Annotated in this window: 11 protein-coding genes; 3 read left to right on the forward strand and 8 right to left on the reverse strand. The window is 71.2% G+C overall.

The window, feature by feature from the left end; all coding sequences use genetic code 11:
* Positions 1-101: 101 nt before the first annotated feature.
* From ACFQUZ_RS19885 to ACFQUZ_RS19900, 4 genes are all read right to left on the reverse strand, one after another.
* Positions 102-797, reverse strand: coding sequence for a DNA alkylation repair protein (locus tag ACFQUZ_RS19885; RefSeq protein WP_377444247.1), 696 nt, complete (start codon positions 795-797; stop codon positions 102-104).
* 33 nt (positions 798-830) lie between these two features.
* On the reverse strand, positions 831-4,127 hold the full coding sequence (locus tag ACFQUZ_RS19890; protein WP_377444250.1) for a penicillin acylase family protein: 3,297 nt from the start codon (positions 4,125-4,127) through the stop codon (positions 831-833).
* A gap of 139 nt (positions 4,128-4,266) precedes the next feature.
* Positions 4,267-5,562, reverse strand: a complete 1,296-nt coding sequence (locus ACFQUZ_RS19895; RefSeq protein WP_377444252.1) for a phenylacetate--CoA ligase family protein — start codon at positions 5,560-5,562, stop codon at positions 4,267-4,269.
* Between the two features lie 20 nt (positions 5,563-5,582).
* Positions 5,583-6,812: a hypothetical protein gene (locus ACFQUZ_RS19900; RefSeq protein WP_377444255.1), complete on the reverse strand. Its 1,230-nt coding sequence runs from the start codon at positions 6,810-6,812 to the stop codon at positions 5,583-5,585.
* Between the two features lie 113 nt (positions 6,813-6,925).
* Between ACFQUZ_RS19900 and ACFQUZ_RS19905 the strand changes: the two genes are divergently transcribed.
* Positions 6,926-7,966 carry a hypothetical protein gene (locus tag ACFQUZ_RS19905; RefSeq protein ID WP_377444258.1) on the forward strand — a complete coding sequence of 347 codons (1,041 nt, stop codon included), beginning with the start codon at positions 6,926-6,928 and terminating at the stop codon, positions 7,964-7,966.
* 25 nt (positions 7,967-7,991) lie between these two features.
* Here ACFQUZ_RS19905 and ACFQUZ_RS19910 read toward each other — a convergent pair whose 3' ends face one another.
* The 3 genes from ACFQUZ_RS19910 to ACFQUZ_RS19920 are packed head-to-tail and all read right to left on the reverse strand — an operon-like array spanning position 7,992 to position 11,646.
* On the reverse strand, positions 7,992-9,329 hold the full coding sequence (locus ACFQUZ_RS19910; RefSeq protein ID WP_377444260.1) for a phenylacetate--CoA ligase family protein: 1,338 nt from the start codon (positions 9,327-9,329) through the stop codon (positions 7,992-7,994).
* Positions 9,326-10,660: an ATP-grasp domain-containing protein gene (locus tag ACFQUZ_RS19915; protein WP_377444263.1), complete on the reverse strand. Its 1,335-nt coding sequence runs from the start codon at positions 10,658-10,660 to the stop codon at positions 9,326-9,328. Before ACFQUZ_RS19915 ends, ACFQUZ_RS19910 begins: the two co-directional genes overlap by 4 nt.
* Positions 10,657-11,646 (reverse strand): glycosyltransferase family 2 protein, encoded by a 990-nt coding sequence (locus tag ACFQUZ_RS19920; RefSeq protein WP_377444266.1) that lies wholly within the window; start codon positions 11,644-11,646, stop codon positions 10,657-10,659. Before ACFQUZ_RS19920 ends, ACFQUZ_RS19915 begins: the two co-directional genes overlap by 4 nt.
* Positions 11,647-11,794: 148 nt before the next feature.
* On the opposite strand from ACFQUZ_RS19920, the gene ACFQUZ_RS19925 reads away from it, so the two are divergent.
* Complete coding sequence (locus ACFQUZ_RS19925) at positions 11,795-13,618, forward strand: carbamoyltransferase (protein ID WP_377444269.1); 1,824 nt, start codon at positions 11,795-11,797, stop codon at positions 13,616-13,618.
* Complete coding sequence (locus ACFQUZ_RS19930) at positions 13,615-14,412, forward strand: hypothetical protein (RefSeq protein ID WP_377444271.1); 798 nt, start codon at positions 13,615-13,617, stop codon at positions 14,410-14,412. The genes ACFQUZ_RS19925 and ACFQUZ_RS19930 overlap by 4 nt, the downstream gene beginning before the upstream one ends.
* Here the strand turns inward: ACFQUZ_RS19930 and ACFQUZ_RS19935 are convergent.
* Entirely contained in the window at positions 14,404-15,516 is a 1,113-nt protein-coding gene (locus ACFQUZ_RS19935; RefSeq protein ID WP_377444274.1) for a UDP-galactopyranose mutase, read from the reverse strand. The genes ACFQUZ_RS19930 and ACFQUZ_RS19935 overlap by 9 nt on opposite strands.
* Positions 15,517-15,655 lie beyond the last annotated feature (139 nt).

Consider the following 15,655-nt stretch of genomic DNA (forward strand, 5'->3'; position numbering starts at 1 on the left):
TTGCACTTTTGGCTCCCACATAGCCGGCGAAAGCCGCACAACGGCAGCCCGAAGTGCAAGATCGCGGGATGATTCGGTAGGCGTGGGCTCGCCGTTGACCGTCAGCCGACGTTCTTGAGAGCCTCCCGGACCGACATCGGGGCGAGCCGGGATCGGTTCGCGGTGACGAAATGCCGGACCCGGACCGGTTCGGTCTTCGCGTACTCGCGTAGCGCCCAGCCGATTGCCTTGCGGACGAAGAAGTCCGGATGGCCGGCCTGGCGGACGCAGTACCCGAACAGCCGGCGTTCGTCGGTGTCCTCCTTGGCCGCAAGTTGGTGCAGCAGCGCGGTCCGCACCAACCACAGGTCGGCGTCGACGATCCACGAGTCGAGTTCGGCGACCAGCTCGGGATGCCGCCGCACCAACGGACCGACCAGATGGGCCGCCAGCACGTCGACGGTGTCCCACCACGGCTTGACGGTCACCAGCGTGCGGGCGGTGGCGAGGAAACCGGGACCGCAGACCACGGCGTGCCGGCGCAGGTATCCGCAGGCGAAGTACTGGTACTCCCGTTCGGGCAACGCCCAGCAACCGAGCGCGACCGACCGAAGCGCCGACTCGTCGGGGCGGGACAGTCCGGCCAGCACCTCCCGGCTCAACTGCCGCTGGGCCGGCGCCGCGATGCCGAGAAACGGGAACCGGTCGCGCATGTACGCCGACATGGCCACCGCCCGCCCCGGGTCCCGGGCGGCGCCGTACGCCGTACCCAGCCGGGTCAGCACGGTAGTGGCCAGGTCAGGGGTCGGTTCCCGCATGGTGGAGATCATCGCATCCGGCCCCGCTCCGGGTCAGTGGGCGTACACCTGGAACTCCCACAACGAGAATCCGTAGCCGGTCGCCCGGGTGACTCCGACCATCCGGACGTACCTGGCCGTGGTCGGGACGAACCGGTTGTTGTCGGTGCCGCCATCGCCAGCGGCGGTGGACCAGACGGTCCGCCAGCTCGAGCCGTCGGAGGAGACCTCGATCCGGTACGCCCGCGCGTACGCCGCCTCCCAGCTCAACACGGCTCGGGAGACCGGCCGGACGGAGCCGAGGTCCACGGTGATCGACTGGTTGTCCGACCAGCCGCTGGACCACCGGGTGCCCGGATCACCGTCCACCGCGTTGCGGGCCGGCAGGAACAGTTGGCTGCTCGACGCGCTCACCGGCCGACCGGCCGCCACGTTTGTCAGATCGTCGCCGCGACCCGCCGGGAAGGAGACCACCTGCTGGTAGGTCGGCCGGTTCTGCCAGGCGATCGGGTCGTGGGTGATGCCGCCGAGCGGGGACTGGACGATCGAGTCCGCGCACCACTGGTCCCCGGCCGCGCAGACGTCGTCCCCCGGGTAGGTCCGCGTCGCCGGTTCCGCCACCGCCGCCCGCAGCGTGTCGAGCAGGACGGTCCGGCAGGAGGCGAGCGATCCGCCGCCGCAGTAGCCGCGGCCGAGCCCGCCGGGGACCGACTCGCCGAGCACCGAGCGCAGGTCCGCGTCGAGGTAGCCCCACCAGCCGTACTGGAAGGACGAGCCCTTGTGTGCCTGCGCCTCGCTCGCCGACCCGGGCACCGTGGACGGGTCGCCCTGCTGGTGACCGGAGGGGGACTCGTTGATCTGCATGGCGTCGACAAGCGCCTGGTACAGGTCCGGGCCCAACTGGTCGCGGAAGGCGCCCTGGACGGCCAGCGGCCACCAGGCGTCGAAAATCCGGATGGCCTCAGCGTGCTGGTAGGTCCGGGATCCCTTGACGGTCTCCACCCGCAGCGCGCCGGCCTGCCGCCACGCGGTCAGCTTCGCCACCGCGTCGGCCAGGGTCGGATCGGTGACGGCCTGGCTGGTGAGCACCCGCAGCAGGTCGTCGAGAACCGAGACGCCCCGCAGGTCGGTCAGCCCGGCCCGCTCGACAAGCGCGGTCAGCGAGGCCCGGTCGAAGGTACGGCCCGCCGCCAGCTCCGCCCGGATCGGGGCGTCCAGCAGGTCACCCCGGTGCACTGTACCGAAGCTGAAGTTGCCGTCGGCGGCGCCGAAGTCCTTGGCCTGCTTGTTGTTCCAACTCACGTAGTAGTCCTGGTCGACCGACTGGGGATGGCTGGCCAGCGGCAGGTAGTCGGCGGTGTTCGTGGTCGGGTCGTACCCCTGCCACTCGTACGCCGGCTCGGCCTTCATCGGCAGATTGGGGTTGGCGCCCGGCCGGCGCACCGGGTTGAGCCCGGAGTTGACGTACGCCGCCTGGGCCGAGTTGACATAGAACCAGTTGAAGGCGAAGCCGACCGCCCCGGCCGCGGCGGTGAACGCCGCCGCGTCACCCATCGCGGCGGGGTCGTTGAACATCTGGAAGCCGATCGCCGAGTCCGCCTCGTGCCGGTAGGTGGAGCGCAACCGCACGAAGGCGTGCGGCGCCCCGTCCACCAGGCCGCGCCAGCCGACCAGGCCCAGCGCCGTGCGCCAGGCGACGAGCTTGTACGACCCGGCCGGGGTGCTGTCGGCCAGTGTCGGCTTCCACGCGTTGACGTGCGACAGCTCCTCCATGGCCAGGCACTGCCCGCGGTACCGGTACCGGTTGGTGGTAAGCGTCGGCGCGCTGCCGTCGGTGGTGCAGAGCGGCACCGCGTACGTGTCGGTGATGTCCTGGCTCGCGGACGTGGCGCTCCACGCGTAGTCCTGCCCCCGGCCGAGCAGCACGTAGAGGTTCAGCCCGGCGAACGCCGCGCCCCGGGCGCTGATCCCCGGACCCTGCAGTTCCTGGACCATCAACAGTTGCGGGGCGAAGTAGCCCGTCTGCGGGCCGAAGACGGCGATCGGGTGCCCGGTGGCGGAGTGCTCGGCCGAGATGACCGCCGCGTTCGACATGCCGCGGTGCGCGGGGGTGATGGTCAGCCCGGACAGCGCGGCGGCCAGGCCGGACGAGCCGCTGTTCGGGTTGCCGGCCGAGCCGGTGGGGCTGGTGTAGACCGGTTCCACCCGGGCCGAGCCTGGGTCGGGTAGCACCACGCTCGGCGCGTCCGGCGATCCGGCACCGTACGGGAAGCTCTGCCCGTCGTGCAGGGTGAGGACGGCCTCCGGGTTCTCCTGGTTGCGGAACGCCGCCCAGACCCGGTCGCCCTCGACCGGTCCGTACCGGGCCCGGGCGGCGATGCGGACCAGCGCGGACTGCATCTCGGCGCCACCGCCGCCGCCGAACAGGCCGCCGACCACCCCGGCGGTGGCGATCAGGTCGGTCATCGTGAACGGCTCGGGTCCGCCGGCGTTGGTGATGGCGTCCAGGTGGCCGGTCAGCACGTACTCGCCGGGGCAGTCACGCCGGTTCATGCAGTCGGAGATGTAGGCGTTTACCCCGGCGACGTACGACTGCACGTCGGCGTAGAGCTGTTCGCCGCGCGGACCCTGCCGGCGCAGCGCCTCCACCTGCGCGGCGAGGTCCGCCTCGGTGTACGGCGAGGTGCGCCAGACGCTCTGTTCGAGGGCCCGGTTGCCCGGGGCGCCGCCGGCGAACGGGGTGAGCCGACCCTTGCCGACCCGGCGCAGCAGGTCCATGGTGAACAGCCGGTCCTCGGCCCCGGCGAAGCCGGCCCCGAACATCGTCCCGCTCCGGGTGGTCCCGGTGACGTGTGGGATCCCGGTGGCCTTGTCGCGGACGATTGTGACGTCGGAGCGCGGCGAGTACGTCCGTTCCGCCTGCCCGGCCGGCACCCCGAAGCTCGCATCGTTGAAGAACCTGTCGATCTGGTCCTCGCGCAGCCCGGCGTAGCCGTAGACGAGGTCCGCGTATTTGCCGAGCTGATCGCCGGAGTGCCGTGGCCGGGTGCCGAGGGCCTGGTGGGCGAGGATCTCGACGAGGTCGGCGTCACCGTTCTGCCCCGGCGGCAGGATGTCCGCGCACTGCCCGAGGCAGTAGTCGTGGGCGGCGAAGCCGGTGGTGGCGGCGAGCGTCGCGGTCGCTTGTTGGTGGACCGCCGCCGGCGCCTGCCGGGTCGGTTGTTGCGTGGTGCCCGGTTCCTGGACGGGCGCCGGTGGGGCGGCGGGCGCCGGTGGGGCGAGGCTGAGCGCGGTGGCCGTCGCGGTGATCACCGCGATGAGGGCGGGAACGGTTCTGCGTGGCGTGCGCATGGCAACCCCCGGGGGCGCGGCGGATCCGAGAAGTATTCGGTTACCGGATGGTAGGGCTTCATCGACCGTTGTTGAAGGGGTGCGTTCGCGGTTCCGGGTCCCGGCCGCGGCCGAGGCAGCCGGTCCAGCCGGGCGACGCTCAGGGCCGGACGTTCTTGACCAGCCTGATCTTGCCGTTGGCCTCAGGAGGGATCCGGTCGACGACGCGTACCGCGACCTCGAACTCGCCGAGGCTCGGCCCGAGGGCGGCCCGGGCCCGGTCGGCCAGGCCGCCTCGGCCGGTCCCGTCCTCGGCCGCGGTCGGCACCAGCAGAACCTCGACCGTGCCGGGCGATCGTTGCACGAACTGGAACTGGCGGATCCCGGTGACGTGCCGCAGCAGGCTGGCGAAGAAGTCCCCGGAGCGGAGCCGGCCATCCCGGGTGCGGATCTGGTCTTCCACCCGGCCCTGGATCTCGCGTACCACCGGGGTGTGGCGTACCCCGCACGGGCAGTCGTTCGGAACGATCACCACGCGGTCACCCAACCGGTAGCGCACCAGCGGCATCGCGTCCGCCCGCAGCCGGGTGACCAGGATCTCGCCCGCGCCGTCGGCCACGGAGACCGTGCCGTCGTCGTGCTCGACCTCCACCACCACGTCGGTCGACCGCAGGTGCAGCGAGCCGCGCGGGCAGCTCCGGGCGATCGTGTACGCCTCGACCGAGGCGTACACCTCGTGACCGGTGGCGCCGAAGTAGTCGAGCACCTCGGCGCGCGCGGCATCCGCCAACGACTCGCCGCCGAACACCACGGAGTGCACCCCACGGTAGGTGATGCCGCGTCGCTTCAGTTCGGCGACAAGCGTCGCGATGGCGTTGGGAAAGCCGCGCAGGAACGTGGGACGGCCGGCGAGGAACATCGTCACCTGCTCGTCGAGACCGCGGCTGGTGTCGACGTGGACATTGCGAGCCAGGCCGAGGCGTTCGAGGCGGTGCCGGCGGAACCCGGTGACGCGGAAGTAGCCGATCCGGTCGTGCGGACGCAGCCCGCAGGCCAGCAGGTCCGACAGATACGTGGCGCGTAGGTAGCCCAGCTCGCGTTCGGAGTAGTGCAGGGTGACCGGCATGCCGGAGGATCCGCTGGTCCGGGCTGCGCGGGTGGTGGCGGCGGTGTAACCGTCGGCGAGCAGCCCGGCCGTGCCGAGAGTGTTGACCGTCGCCCGGTCGAGCACTGGTAGGCCGGTCAGGTCGGCCGCGCTGGAGACCCCCGCCACGACGGCGGGATCCCAGGTGTCCCGGTAGTACGGCACCCGGGCGTGCGCGTGCCGGACGAGCTGGCTCAGCAGGCGGGACTGGATCCGCGCCACCCGCGCGGCGGGCAGCCGGTCGGCCGCCCGGGCCCGCGGCAGGTTCCCGAGCACGGCGAGCAGGGGAATGTGGGTGGGCAGGACGCGCATCACTACTCTCCTCGGGGGGTTCACAGGGGCGGCACGGTGGCGTCTCGTCCGGCGGTGTCCGGCCCAGCGACGTGCGACTCGACAGCCGCCGCGCGGGCGCGGCGGACGACGATGGCCCGGAGCACCGCAGCCTTGATCAACTCGCCACCGATCAGCGCGACGAACCCGCCGACGGCTCCGGCGGTCGGTACGAGCAGCCAGCCAGCCACCGCGACGGTCAGGAACTGGATAAGCGCGACGGTCGCGGACCACCGGCGACCGCCGGCGTCGATGTTCTCCACGAGGAGCAGGGCCGACACGGTGGTAGCGAAGATGGCGAGTTCCAGGACGACCGCCGCCGGACCGAGCACACCGCGGGGAACGTCCCATGCGATGGCGATCGCCAGGACCGCCGTTAACGGCACGCCAAGAGCCAGTACGGCACCGAGGAGCCGGCCGGCCAGTCGCCAGCCCGCCCCCGCATCCGAACGGCGGAGCCAGCCGACCACCTGAGGCTGTCGAATCCGCAGCAGGTACCCCCAGCCCGCGGAGAGCACGGCGGAGGCCACGATGAGGAGGTAGAACTGGCTGGTCTGCGCGGCGTCGCCAGTGGCCGCGAACACGGCGTACAGCACCGACACCGAGGCGGCGCTGAGCAGTTCGCCGACGCCGAGGACGGCTGCCGCCCACAGCGCGGCGAGACCCGCCGGCCGGGCGGGCCGGACCCGGCGGGACGCTGGCCGCTGGCGGGCCAGGCCGCCGAGCAGCGCCATGTTGACGACGAGCAGCACCCCGACCAGCAACGCGAGCACTCCGCTGGCGGTCAGCCCCGGGCGGACCGCCAGCCCGACTGCCGCCGCGTACCCCGCGGCGATGCCGAGAAAGGCGGCGGGGTCGGCGAGTGGCCGACCGCGCAGGCGGTACAACGCGACCAGGACGGTGCAGCAGCCTACGCCGCTGGTGACGGCCGCCGCGGCGGCGTACCGGGCGGCGGGCGGACCGCCGGCGGCGGCGAGCACCAGCCAGACCACGGCGCAGAGGCTGAACGGCAGCGCGGCCAGGACCGTGAAGAGCCGTTCCAGCGGGGGTCCGCCGGGGCGGGGAATGAGGGCCAGCGCGGCCTTCTCCGGTCCGCTGGCGACCAGGAGGGTCAGCCAGGTCACCGAGCCGATGGCGGAGGCGTAGCGGGCGAACTCGCCCTCCCCCCACAGCGCGAGCAGTCCGAGCCCGGCGCCGTAGAGCGCAACGCGGTAGGCACCCCTGCCGGCCATCAGTACGGCGACGGTGCGTGGTCGGGGCGGTCCGCCGGAACCGTTCATCGCGGTCTCGGCGCTCGGCCCGGAACCGGTACGGTGGGCGGCATGCGCCGTAACGGGGGAAACGCGTGACGTCCGCGTTGGACGTGTCCTTGCACGACACCTGGGCAGCCGAGCCACCGGAGTGGGCGGAATTCGTTGCCGGCCAACGGCTGCCGGCCATCTGGGACTGGTCCGTGATCCAGGCCGTGACGAACGCCCGCCGGTCGCCGGTGCTCGCCGCGACCGTCCGAGACGGACAGACGGTACGCGGACTGGTCACCGCCCGGTTCGTCGGGGCGCGGGTCCGGTCGACCGCGATTCCCGCCACGGGGATGGTAGACGTGGACTGTCTCGTCTCTGGCTCGCTGCCGGGCATCGTGCTGGACGGCGCTGCCGGTCCGGAGCTGTTCGGAGAGACGGTGGCAGCCCTGCGCGACACGCTTCGCCGGACCTACGGACGCCGGGTGCGGGCCGTGCTGCTCCGCCAGGTCTCGGCCGAGGCCCTGCCGGCGGTGCTGCGCTGGCCGGCGATCGTCCGCGAGGGCGGGCCGATCGCGGTCTTCCGGAACCGGTTCACCAGTTTCGACGATTACCTGGCCGGGTTGAGCCGGGATCGCCGGGCGTCGCTGCGTCGGGTTATCCGGCGCCTCGACGCCGATCCGGACCTGGCGGTCTCGTTCACCGGGCGGGGCGATCCGGTCGAGCCGCTCGACGTCGCCGACCTGCTCGACCTGCAGGCGCGTACCGTGGACCGGCATCACCGGCGGTGGTATCTGCGCCGCCGCGTGAGCCATCCGGCGGTCACCCGGGCGGTGCTGGCCCAACCCACCGTGCATCGGCTCACCTACCGCGACGGGACGGGACGGCTGCTGGCGTACGGCACGGCCTGGGACCATGCCGAGCGGCCGATCCTCGGCGCGTGGGGCGCGCTCGGCCTGGCCGAGGGGGGACGCAAGCACCAGTGGTTCCACCACATGGCGGTGTATCTGCGCTGGTGCATCGAGACCGGCCGGCAGGGACTGCTCAGCGGCCAGGCGAGCATCCCGGAGAAGGTGCAACTGGGGCACGAGACGCACCGTCAATGGGCGGTGTTGGTCCCGCAGGGCGGCAGGCCCAGGGGCCGGTGAGCTTTCGGGGTGGCCGGTCACGCGGCTAACCGGCGTCGGGTCGGTGGCCGGTGTCTGGATGGTGGCCGGTGTCCGGCCGGTAGGCGGACTCCACGAACCGGCCCTTCCCGCCGGCGGTCAACGCGACCCGCTCGGCCCGCTCGAACCGAAGCCGTACCCCGGCGGCCACCTCCTCGTCGAATCGGTTCTGGAACGCCGTGACCACCTGGTCGAAGGAGAGGTCGCCACCAGGTTCCGGGATGAGATGCACGGTGATCTGCCCGGACGCGTCCTGGCGCACCATGCACTCGGCGAGCCCCGGTGTCTGCTTGGCGAGGCCGAGGAAGACGGCGCTGTACACCCGCCGCCCGCCGGGCAGCGTCACGAAGTCGTTGACCCGCCCGTCGACGAGTCGCATCCGTCGGAACGCGCTACCGCAGGGACAGTCGCCGTCGGGCAACAGCCGAGCCCGGTCGCCGAGCGCGTAGCGGACCAGCGGCATCGCCCGTTCCCGGTAGTGGGTGACCACGACGGAGCCGGTCGTCCCGGGCGGGACCGGCCGGCCCTGGTCGTCGACGATTTCCAGCCAGACCCGGTCCTCGTCGACGTGCAACGCGCCGTGCCGGCACTGGGTGGACACGGTGAGCACCTCGTGCGCCGAGTACTCGTCGAAGACCGGCACGCCGAATCCCTCGGCCAGCAGCGCGGCGACCTCGTCGGTGAGCAACTCCGAGTCGGTCATCACCATCCGCAGCGTCCGGCGCAGCCGGGTCAGCTCGGCATCCGTGAAGGTGTGCAGCAGCGCCCGGAGCATCACCGGGTATCCCATGATCAGTCCGGGTCTGGTCGCCAGGACCTGCCGGGCGAGCGCTGCTTCCGGCTGGCCCGCGGGTATCACCACCCGGGGGAAGAGGCCGAGTCGTTGGAACCACCGCACCGGACGGGGATACGGCTTGATGTGGGCGATCCGCCACCAGGGACGGTAGCCGGAGCGCAGGAAGCGGCGCAGCACGGTGGCGCCGTGGTAGCCGTACGCGTCGACGTCGTGCCAGACCTCCAACCGGACGCCGGTACTGCCACTTGTCACGTCCCGGTGGTAACGGCCAGGGGCCAGGCCGGGGGTGCGGAACCGGTCGACCCCGGCTCGCAACACCTCGGGTTTGGTAAGCGACGGCAGCCGAGCCAGCTCCGCCAGGGACGTCAGCGGCTCGTCCGGATAGTCGCCGTCCCGGTAGTACGGCACCCGCGCCCGGCAGTACGAGAGCATCTCGTTGATCCCGTTCAACGCCCGCGTCCGGATCAGCTCGGCGTCGGCCGCGTCGGCCCGCCAGGCAGCGAGTGCATGGCGTAGCTCGCGTACCGCTACGGCGAGTCCACTACTCACCGCGCGGACTCCGGTCCCGGTCCCGGGCGGGGTCGCGCCGGGTCGGTGGTGGGTTGGGCCGGCCGGGCGGTGGCTTCGGCCGGCCGGGCGGTGGCTTCGGCCGGGTCGATGATGTCGAGCCGCACCAGCGCGTCGACCCGATCGAGGGTGGCCCGCAGCCGGGTCTGGTCCGGAGCCGCCACCAACACGTAGCCCACCTTCGCGCCGGCCCGGTCGTACGGCTCGACGTGGTCGCCGGCGGAGGCGGCCAGCACCACGTCGATGACATGGGGCAACGCGCGCGCCGCGGCAAGCCCGTGGATGGCCACCAGCTTTCCGGCCCGCTCGGCGCACAGCGCGGAGAACGCCGCGTGCGCGCGGTGCCGTGGAGCCAGCGGCGGCCGCTCACCGACCGCCATCCGCACGGCCACCTCGGTCACATCCACGCCGTGAGCCAACCCGAGCAGTTCCGCCGACCCGTTGCCGCCGATCCGGGCGCCCAACTCGACGAGCACCACCTGGTCGTCGGGGGTGACCAGCACGTCGACGTTGAGCGACCCCCACCGGTACGCCATGTCCTGGCAGACCCGATTCAGCATGGCCCGCACCTGGTCGGCGACCGCAGGGGAGCCACCGGGCATGGTGTGCGTGAGCGTCACGAAGTGCGGGGGTGGGGTCATCACGCGGCTGCCCAGGTCGAACAGCACGATCCGACCGTCCTGCACCACCGCCTCGGCGCTGTGGTGGGTACCGGCCAGGTAGCTCTCGGCGATGACCACTCCGGACGGCGAGGCTGCCGCTGCCCGACGCACCGCTTCGGCCAGTTCGCCCACGGCGTGGCACAGCGTGATGCCGCGCCCGCCGCTGGAATCCGTCGGCTTCACGATTACCGGAAACGGTAGCCCGGCGGCGGCCGCGCGGACCTGGCCGGGGGAACCCTGGACGTGCCGGGGGCCCGGCAGGCCGAGCCGGTCGCACATGGCCCGGAAGAATCCCTTGTCCACCGAGGCGCGCAACGCCGCCTTCGACACCCCGCACGGCAGGCCGAGTCGCTCGGCCAAGGTCCGCTGGGTCGGCAGGTTGACGTCGCTGGCCGGGGACAGTACGCCGGCCACGTCCGCGCGATCGGCCAGCAACCGGGTCAGCCGGTCCGCATCCCGGGTGCTGACGTTCAGGAACTCGTCGGCGTGTCCGATGGCCGGCACGTCGGTGCGCTGGTCCACACAGATCGTATGCAGCCCGATCCGGCGTGCCGTCTCCAGCGTGGTGATCGCGCCGTCGGCTCCGCCCAGCACCACCAGGCTCCGTGTCGGGCGGCCCTCACGTATCTCGTCGGCTCCGGACCGGCTCATCGGGTCGACTCCGGGATCGCCAGGTCGGCCGCTGACCGGCCCGGACTGAGCAGATCCTCGGCGCGGACCGGTAGGTTGGCCTCCCGGATCAGGAACTGGGGCACATCCGGTTGTCCACGTCCGATATGGACCAGATAGCGCGCGATCACCGCGAGGGCGAACAGACCGCTGGCAAGCGCGAGACCCTGGACCACCGGCCCGCCACCTCTACCGCCGACCGTGGCGACCGCGGTGACCGTCCCGGCGAGTAGGCAGAGCATGCTCGCGAACCGGATCGGCCGTTCGGTGAACGAGATATACAGCTCGACCGCGTGTCGCGCCAGCCCGCGCACGCTCACCTTGGCGGTGCCTCGGGTACGCGGGCGGTGCGCGACCTCAACCGTCGTCCAGGCGCTGGTAAGCCGGGGCACGGTGGCGAGGAAGTACGGCGTGCCGAGTCGCAGGTCGACGATCCGGCGGGCGAGATCGGTGCGTACCAGCCGGAACGTGGTGGCATCGGGCGGAATCTCGATGGCCAGCAGCCGCCGTGCCAGGACGTCGTGCAGCGACGAGGCGGCCCGGCGGATCCACCGGTCGCGGCGGTCCACCCGCCGTCCGAAGACCGCGTCGAATCCCTGCCCGGCCCGGTCCACCAGGCGGTGTGCCTCAGCCGGTGGGAACTGGAGGTCGGCGTCGAGGTGCAGGACCCACGGGTGGCTGGCGTACCGGTAGCCCGCCGAGAAGGCCGCCTCCAGACCGAAGTTGCGGCTCAGCGAGAGGTACGAAACCCGGGGGTCCTCATGGGCCAGGGCGCGGATCAGTTCCAGCGTCGCGTCCGTGCTTCCGTCATCGACGAAAAGCACCTGCAACTCGTACGGACCCAGTTCCGCGACGATCTCCTGATACGCCGGGCGGACGTTCTCCGCCTCGTTCAGGCAGGGCACAACGACCGTGATCGCGGATGGCCTTTTAATAGATATGTCGGGTTTGGCGACCTCATGACGCAAGCGACACACCCCCGTGTGGCATTTCTGATCAAGCTCGATACGTCGGTCTTTGATCTTCCTTAATGGCGACCTAGACTAGCGAGATCATCGATCAACGGCTAGGCCACAGTGGACGGGATTGTGCGTCCATATAAGACATATTGACTCGGTGATCTTCAGGTCGGGTCGAAGGAACGGGGGCAACGTGTACGTGCTGGGACTGAGTCAGCATCATGATTCTGCGGCGGCACTGCTGAAGGATGGCGAGATCGTCGCGTTCGTCAACGAGGAGCGGCTCACGCGGACCAAGCACGACGGATCGTTTCCCGCCCAGGCCGCCCGGGCCTGTTTGGAGATGGCCGGCATCACCCTGGGCGACGTGGACCACGTCGCCTACTTCTGGCAGGCCCACCGCGAGGTGCGGCACGCGGCGCGGCATTTCGTCCGGCATCTGCCGGCAACGCTCGCCGTGTTCCGCAACGATGGGGGGACCTTCACCGACAAGGCGAGCGGACTGACCGAGACGCTACGCAGCGGCGGCGCGCAGCGGCACCCCGACGACTACCATGTGGCCGGTGCGCTCCTGCTGCACCTGCGCCGGTCGTTCGGCATCGGACGGCTGCTGCGGGGTGCCCTGGGGTACGACGGCCCGACCCGGTTCCGCACCCATCTGGTCGACCATCACCACTCGCACGCGGCCAGCGCGTACCTGCTCTCTCCCTTCGACCGGGCCGCAATCATCACCTGGGACGGCATCGGCAGTGACGGCACCTCGACCTACCTGGGCGTCGGCGTGGGCGACACGATCCGCGACGTCCGCCGGATCAAGTTCCCGCACTCGCTCGGCGCGCTCTATGCCTGCGTGACCGGTTACCTCGGCTTCAATCCCTCCCGAGACGAGGGCAAGGTGATGGGCCTGGCTGCCTACGGACAGCCAACCTATGTCGAGGAGATGCGCCGGCTGGTCCGGCTGCTGCCCGAGGGCCGCTACGAGTTGGACCTGAGCTGGTTCCGCCACCATGCCACGGGCAAGCATCAGATGTCGGCCGCCTTCCTGGACCAGTTCGGTCCGCCCCGCGCCCGGACCCGTGAGCCGGTCGAGCAGCATTACGCCGACATCGCGTACGCCCTGCAGAACACCCTGGAGGAAACCGGCCTGCACGTCGCCCGCTGGTTGCAGGCGGAGACCGGCGAGACCCGGTTGGTGACCGCGGGTGGGGTCGCCCTGAACAGCGTGATGAACGGGCGACTGCTCCTGGAGACACCGTTCGAGGAGTTCTTCGCTCAGCCGGCCGCGGCCGACGACGGCTCGGCCCTGGGCGCTGCCCTGCTGGTGAGCGTGAAGCACACCGGTGCCCCCCGGCCGCGTGGCGAGTACGTCTTCCTCGGCCCCCAGTTCACCGAGGCCGAGATGGAGAAGGCGCTCGCGGATGCCGGGCTCGAGTACCGGCGCCCGGAACGGATCACCGACACCACCGCCGAGGCGCTCGCCGCCGGTCGGATCGTCGGCTGGTTCCAGGGGCGGATGGAGTGCGGACCGCGCGCTCTCGGTAACCGGTCCATCCTGGCCGACCCGCGAGGGCCGGACACCAAGGACCGGCTGAACGAGAAGGTCAAGCACCGGGAACCCTTCCGCCCGTTCGCGCCGTCCTGCCTCGCCGAACGGTCCGGCGAGTACTTCGCCAGCGACTACCCTTCCCCGGTGATGCTGCTCGTATTCGACGTGCTGGAACATCAGCGGGACCGGGTGCCGGCGATCACCCACGCGGACGGGACCGCCCGCGTGCAGACCGTTTCCGCGGCCGACAATCCGCTATACCACCAGCTCATATCCCGCTTCGACGAGCTGACCGGCGTGCCGATGGTGGTGAACACCTCGTTCAACGACAACGAGGAACCGATCGTGTGCACTCCGGCCGAGGCGGTCAACTGTTTCCTCCGTACCGACCTGGATGCCCTCGCGCTCGGCCCGTTCTGGGTGGAGAAGCCGTGACGGATGGCAGGGCGGCGACGGACGGTGCGGCCGCGGCCGAGGGTACGGCGGCAGCCGGCGGGAAAGCCGCGCCCGGCGGTGAGGTCGCGGTGGAGGGTACGGCCGTGGCCGTACCCGGTACGGCGCGGTGGCACGGCGGATTGCGGCACTGGTGGCTGCTGCCGGCCCTGCTCGGTGGGGCACTCGCTCTGCTGATCATGGTGGTGCTGCCGCCGGACCGCACGATCGACAGCGTGCTGGAGGTGCTGTTCAAGGCCAGCCCGCTGGTGCTGGCCGTGCTCGCGATCGCCGGTTTTCCGCAGCGACCAGGGCTGGGGCTCACGTTGCTCGGCGTGCTCGTCGTCGGCTACATGGGCGTGCTGGACACCCTGAACGTCAACCACATCTTCGCCTACGCCGAGGCGTCCGATCAGGACGCGGCGTTCCCGGAGCTGTACCAGTTCACCATCTTCATGAACGCGTTCACGGTGCTGGCTGTGCTGTTCGCCTACCGCCTCGGGGGAGCCGGCACCGACCGGGTGCTCAAGGCGGGACTGGCCGCCGTGCTTGTCGTCCTCTCCGGCCTGAACGACCTCGCCTTCTACTACACGAACTCGTGGTCCAACGGCCGGCCGGAGCGTCTGCACTGGGCGTCGCACATCAGCGTCTTCGTCGGCGGCCCGCCCACCCCGCCGGTGGCCATCGCGTTCTGCCTCGTGCACCTCGCCGTGGCGGGGGTGATCCTCATGCTGCCCGTGCGGCGCTGGTTGGGTCGATTCCCCATCGACCAGCCAACCTCAGCACCGTCACGTTGAGGCACCGCCGCGGTCGGCGAGGATCTGCCGGACCGTGTTCATCGCCTGCCGGATCACCTGGTCCATGTCCAGGTAGGCGTAGGTCGCCAACCGACCGAGCGTGTACCGGGGTGGACCCGGCAGCAGCGTCAGTTCCTGCTCGTACCGGCGCTGCAGCTTCCGGTTCACCCCGGCCACGTCGTCCACCGGGTAGTGCCGGACCGGCGCCCCCGGGTACTCGTAGCTGACCAGGGTGCCCGGCACCGACTGGCCGCTCATCCACTTCGTCTCGACCATGCGGGTGTACGGGTACTCCAGGCCGGGAGTGTTCACCACGCCGCAGGGCAGCACGTGATCGACATCGGGCACGTACCGGGTCCGCAGCGAAACCCCGCGCCACGGCAGCCGACCCAGCGACTCCTCGAAGAACTCGTCCAAGGCGCAGGTCAGCACCACCCCGCTCGCCCCCTGGCACAACTGTTCCCAGTCCGAAACGGTCACCCGCTGGCCGAGTGTCACCGGCACCCGCCGCAGCAGCGCGTCGATCAGTCCCGGATAGCCGCCGGCGGGCCAGCCCTGGTATGGATCCCGGAACAGGGCCCGGTAGCCGTCGTCGCGCAGATCGATCCGCTTGGGCGCCCAGGCCGCCGTGAGATTCCGCGGATCCTCGCCCCACTGCTTGCGGGTGTAGCCCTCGATGAACTCGCGGTAGAGGGTCTCGCCCATCAGGTCGACGCACCAGGTGGCGAAGTTGTCCGTCCGGGGGCGTGGCGGCCGCAACTCCAGTTCCCGGGCGATCACCGGCCACTCGGCCAGCTCGCGCAGCTCGGACAGTTGTGGTGGCCAGCTCAGCGTCCGGCCGAACACCTTGGTGCGCACCTCGTGCCGGTAGGGCAGCATCTCCACCAGCCCGGTGACCAGCCGCCACACGTCGAGGTCGGCGGTGTGGAAGATGTGCGCCCCGGTCGGCTCGTACAACAGCCCGTTCGCGCTCGCCGTCCGGAGCTGGCCACCCCAGGTCGGTTCGCCGTCGATGACCTCCACCGGGCAACCTGCCTCGGTCAACAGATGGGCGGTGGTGGCGCCCGCCAAGCCGGAACCGACCACTCGCAAGATCCCCGTCATCGCCGGATCATACGGTGCTCCCCCCGGCCGTCGGAGAACGTCCATCGCGGGAGCCTGGCCGGCCCCCGATCACCCGGCCGGCGCATACCGGCCGGGGTGAAAGCGGTGCCCGCCTCGGCCCGGGACGTGTCGGGTCGGT

It is taken from the genome of Plantactinospora sp. GCM10030261 (genome assembly GCF_042666615.1).
Classification (GTDB): domain Bacteria; phylum Actinomycetota; class Actinomycetes; order Mycobacteriales; family Micromonosporaceae; genus KBS50.